Raw genomic sequence first — 5334 nt, forward strand, 5'->3', positions numbered from 1 at the left:
CGGCGGTGCCGGGTGTCGATTTCGTGGTCACCATCGGACGCGAGTCTGCTGCCGGGTCGACGGTGCTGGTCTCGTATGTGTTGCCGGTGGCCGGTACCGCGGTCGAGGCGGATGACTTGCGTGAGCATGCCGGTTCGGTGCTGCCTGCGCACATGGTGCCGTCGGCGTTCGTGATGTTGGAGTCCATTCCTCTGACTCCGGCAGGCAAACTCGACCGAAACGCACTCCCCGAACCCGAACTCGGTTCGCAGGGTGCATTCGAGGCCGCGGAAACGGAGTACGAGGCCGCGGTGGCGACCGTGTTCTGCGACGTGCTGGAGATCGACCGGGTCGGCGTCACCGACAGCTTCTTCGATCTCGGCGGAAACTCCCTCGTGGCAACGCGTTTGGTCGCGCGTGTCAATTCGGCTCTCGGCACCGATCTGAAGGTGCTGGATCTGTTCGAGGCGTCGACGGTTCGGACTCTGGCCGAACGTGCCGAAGCCAAGGGCGCGTCGCTGCATCGCCGTCCGGCACTCGTCCCCGTCGACCGGCCCGCCTCGATCCCGCTGTCTCTCGCGCAACAGCGGATGTGGTTCATCAACCAGTTCGATGTGTCCTCGCCCGCCTACAACATCCCGCTCACCGTGCGCCTGACCGGTCGTCTGGACGTGAGCGCGATGGCTGCGGCCGTCGGCGACGTGCTGTCCCGGCACGAGTCGCTGCGCACGGTGTTCCCGACGGTGGGCGATCTGCCGAACCAGGTCATCGCACCGGTCGAGGACGTCACCGGATCGAAGCTCCCCCTCGATGTGGTCGACGTCGACGCCGGTTCGGTCGATGCGCTCGTCCGTACCGCTGCGACAACAGGATTCGACGTCACGGTCGATCTTCCCTTCCGCGCGGTGCTGTACCGGACCGGCTCGGAAAGCTTCGTACTCTCCATCGTCGTCCACCACATTGCGGCGGACGGTGCGTCGATGGCACCGCTGGCCCGAGACGTGATGGTCGCGTACGGTGCCCGTTCCGCTGGTGCTGCTCCGGTGTGGGAGCCACTCGCCGTCCAGTACGCGGACTTCGCGCTGTGGCAGCACGCTGTTCTCGGCGACGAGAGCGACTCCACCTCGGTGGCGTCGCGGCAGATCGAATTCTGGCAGTCGGCGCTGGCAGACCTGCCGGACGTCTTGCCGATGCCGCTCGATCGCCCGCGCCCCACCCGGCAGTCGATGCGCGGTAGTGTCACCCCGTTCACGATTCCCGGCGATGTCGCCGCTCGGTTGAGTTCGGTTGCCGCCGAACAGGACTCGACGCTGTTCATGGTTGTCCATTCCGCGCTTGCGTTGCTGCTCGCGCGCCTGAGCGGCACTGCGGACATCGCCATAGGTACTCCGATCGCCGGTCGAGGCGACGCTGCCCTCGACAACCTCGTGGGCATGTTCGTCGGGACCCTCGTCCTGCGAACACAGGTCGAGCCTCGAGCGACCTTTGCCGAATTGCTCGCCGATACTCGTAGCTCCGACCTCGCCGCCTTCGACAACACCGACATCCCGTTCGAGCGACTGGTCGATGTACTCGATCCGGTGAGGTCGACCGACCATTCGCCGCTGTTCCAGGTTCTGCTCGAGTTCCAGAACAATGCAGCTGTCACGTTGGAGCTGCCCGATCTCACCGTTCGGTTCGAGGAGATCAGCACCGACACAGCCAAATTCGATCTGCAGCTGCGCGTGGATCAGGAGCCCGTCGACCCGTCCGGTGCACTGTCGGCTTCGTTCACCTACGCCACAGATCTGTTCGATCCCGAAACCATCGACCGGTTCGTCGATCGCTTCCTGCGGATCGTGTCGACCATCGGGACGTCGACGGACGTCCGCACCGGCGACATCGACATCCTGTCCGCCGCGGAGCGGGAACTCGTTCTGTTCGAATGGAACGACACCGCACGTCTGATCGAACCGCCGGTCCACCAGCAGATTCCGGCCGGCGGCGTCGACATGACGCTCAGCAGCCTCTTCGATCGACAGGTGCAGCGCAGTCCGTACTCGACCGCGCTCGTGTTCGAGGACGAGCACATCACCTATCTCGAACTGGACGAACGTGCGAATCAGCTCGCACGACATCTCATCTCGCTCGGCGTGACACCCGAATCCCATGTCGGCCTGGCGATCCGACGGTCGGTCGACCTGCTCGTCGGCATGTACGCGATCGTCAAGGCCGGTGGAGCCTATGTGCCGATCGATCCGGACCATCCGGTCGAGCGTTCGTCCTACGTTCTCTCCAGCGCCCAGCCCGTGTGCATCCTCACCACGAGCCGCGACTGGATCAACATCCCGGTGGCAACTCCGGTCCTCGCTGTCGATCTACTCGACGTCTCCGATCGCGACCACTCCTCGATCACCGATTCGGACCGTCTGGGAAGACTGCACGGCTCGAACACCGCGTACGTCATCTACACCTCCGGTTCGACCGGTCGGCCCAAGGGTGTCGCAGTAACGCACTCGGCCATCGTGAACCGGTTGCTGTGGATGCAGCACGAATATCACCTCGAACCTGCGGACACCGTTCTGCAGAAGACTCCGGCCACGTTCGACGTTTCGGTGTGGGAGTTCTTCTGGCCGCTGCAGGTCGGTGCCAAGCTCGTCGTGGCCGAACCCGACGGACACCGCGATCCCGTGTACCTGTCCCGCATCATCGCGGACGAGCACATCACCACGGCGCACTTCGTACCGTCGATGCTCGCGGTGTTCGCAGCAGGAGCACGGGCTGCGGAATGTGTCTCGCTTCGACTGGTCTTCTGCAGCGGCGAGGCCCTTCCGCCCGCCACCGCGGCGCAGTTCGCGCAGTTCTCCCTCGCGGAACTGCACAACCTCTACGGTCCGACCGAAGCGGCCGTCGACGTCAGCTACTACCACGTGACCGGGCGCGACGTTGTCTCGATTCCCATCGGCGCACCGGTGTGGAACACGCGTTTGTACGTGCTCGACGGATCGTTGCGACCGGCTCCGATCGGTGCCCCCGGCGAGCTGTATCTCGCCGGCGTGCAGCTCGCTCGTGGGTACGTCGGTCGCGGCGACCTCACGGCGGATCGCTTCGTCGCAGATCCTTTCGGCGAGCCGGGCGAGAGGCTCTATCGCACAGGCGATCTGGTGCGGTGGCGCACCGATGGCGAACTCGAGTACATCGGCCGCACGGACTTCCAGGTCAAGCTGCGCGGCCTGCGCATCGAACTGCCCGAGATCGAGGCGGTTCTCCTTCGATCGGAGTCGGTCGCACAGGCGATCGCGTTGGTGCACAAGGACCCGAACACCGGCGAGACCCTCGTGGCCTACGTGGTCGGTGCGCACGGTTCCGCGGTCGACCCCGCGCAGCTGACGGCAGAGGCCGCGCGCCGCCTCCCGGGGTACATGGTGCCCTCACACGTGGTGGTACTCGACTCGCTGCCGGTCAACGCCAGCGGCAAGCTCGACCGCAAGGCATTGCCTGCACCCGAATTCACCGTCGCTGCGTCGGAGTTCTTCGGGCCCGAGAATCCGGTCGAAGAGATCGTCGCCGGTGTCTTCGGTGATCTGCTCGGCATCGCTCAGGTCAGCGTCACGTCGAGCTTCTTCGAGATCGGTGGCAACTCGCTGATCGCGATGCGGTTGGTGGCGCGAATCAACGCGGCGCTCGGAACCGACATCGGCATCAGGGATCTGTTCGACGCCCCCACCGTGCGAGCGCTGTCGGCAGGCATCGAGCTGGGCGAGCACGACGCTGCAGCCGCCCCTCGACTGGTCCCGCAGGAGCGACCGGACGAGGTGCCGCTGTCGCTGGCGCAGCAGCGGATGTGGTTCATCAATCAGTACGACACCGAATCGGCTGCCTACAACGTCGCGTTCGCCATGCGCCTGAGCGGCGTGCTCGATGTCGACGCGATGCACTCGGCCATCGGTGACGTGTTGAGCCGACACGAGTCGCTGCGCACGATGTTCCCGCTGACCGACGACGCTCCGGTGCAGTCGATCCTCGACGTGGCATCGGCACTGCCGGATCTGACTCCGATTCTCGCGAACGACGAGCGTCACGTCCTCGAGTTGATCGCCGACGTCGCCGGCGCGGGCTTCGACGTGGTGGCCGATGTTCCGCTGCGAGTCCGCCTGGTTCGGGTGCACGAGAACGAGCATGTGCTCGTGATGGTGGTACACCACATCTCCTCCGACGGATTCTCGAGCGCTCCGCTGGCCCGCGACTTGATGGTGTCCTACAGTGCCCGCGCCGCAGGGCACGCACCGAGCCAGGAACCGTTGCCGGTGCAGTATGCCGACTACGCGCTGTGGCAGCGCCGGTTCCTCGGCGCGGAGTCCGATCCCGAGTCGTTGATGGCCAAGCAGCTCACCTACTGGGTCGACACACTGTCCGGCAGCCCCGAGGTCCTGCCGTTGCCGACCGACCGCCCACGTCCCGCGGTGGCATCCCTGCGCGGCGACAGCGTCACGTTCGAGATCGACGCCGCAATTCATGCTCGACTCGCTGCTGTTGCCGCCGATCACAATTCGAGCTCGTTCATGATCGTGCACGCGGCTCTGGCCGTCCTTCTGGCTCGACTCTCGGGTACCGAGGACATCTCGGTCGGAACGCCGATCTCGGGCCGAGGAGACGCCGCACTCGACGAACTCGTCGGCATGTTCGTCAACACCCTCGTGCTGCGCACGCAGGTGCCCGGCTCGACTCGGTTCGAGGACCTGCTCTCGGATGTTCGCTCCGTCGACCTGGCCGCATTCACTCACTCGGATGTTCCGTTCGAGCGAGTGGTCGATGCGGTCGATCCCGCGCGATCGACTGCCCATGCACCGCTGTTCCAGGTGATGCTCGAGTTCCAGCAGACCGACCGACCGACCGTGACGTTGCCCGGACTGTCGATCGAGAGCATCGAGCTCCCCAACGACATCGCCAACTTCGACCTGCAGTTGACGATCTCGGAAGAATTCGACAGGGCTGGTGCACCGGTCGGCATCGAAGCCGGATTCCGCTACGCCACAGAACTCTTCGATGCCGATACCGTCCGGGTTCTCGCCGATCGCCTGGTACGAATCCTGGACGCCGTGACCGCCACGCCGGCCATCCGAGTCGGTGACATCGAGATTCTCTCTGCCAACGAGTACGACTCTCTGGCTCCGGTGCGTGGTCCGCGGTCTGTGGTGGGTGTGGTGTTGCCGGAGTTGTTGGCTGGTGCTGTGGGTGTTGCTGGTGTCGGTGGTGTTGCGGTGGTGTCGGGTTCGCGGGTTGTTTCGTATGGTGAGTTGGATGCGGCGTCGTCGCGGTTGGCGCGGATGTTGATGTCGTGTGGGGTGGGTCCGGGGTCGTTCGTGGCGTTGGCGT

General features: G+C 65.1%; 1 protein-coding gene. It reads left to right on the forward strand.

Features of this window, described 5'->3' with window-relative positions:
- On the forward strand, nt 1–5334 hold a 5334-nt coding region (locus tag AB0366_RS26935; RefSeq protein ID WP_366246605.1), incomplete at both ends, for an amino acid adenylation domain-containing protein.

Source organism: Rhodococcus sp. NPDC076796, from assembly GCF_040702765.1.
Taxonomy (GTDB): domain Bacteria; phylum Actinomycetota; class Actinomycetes; order Mycobacteriales; family Mycobacteriaceae; genus Rhodococcoides.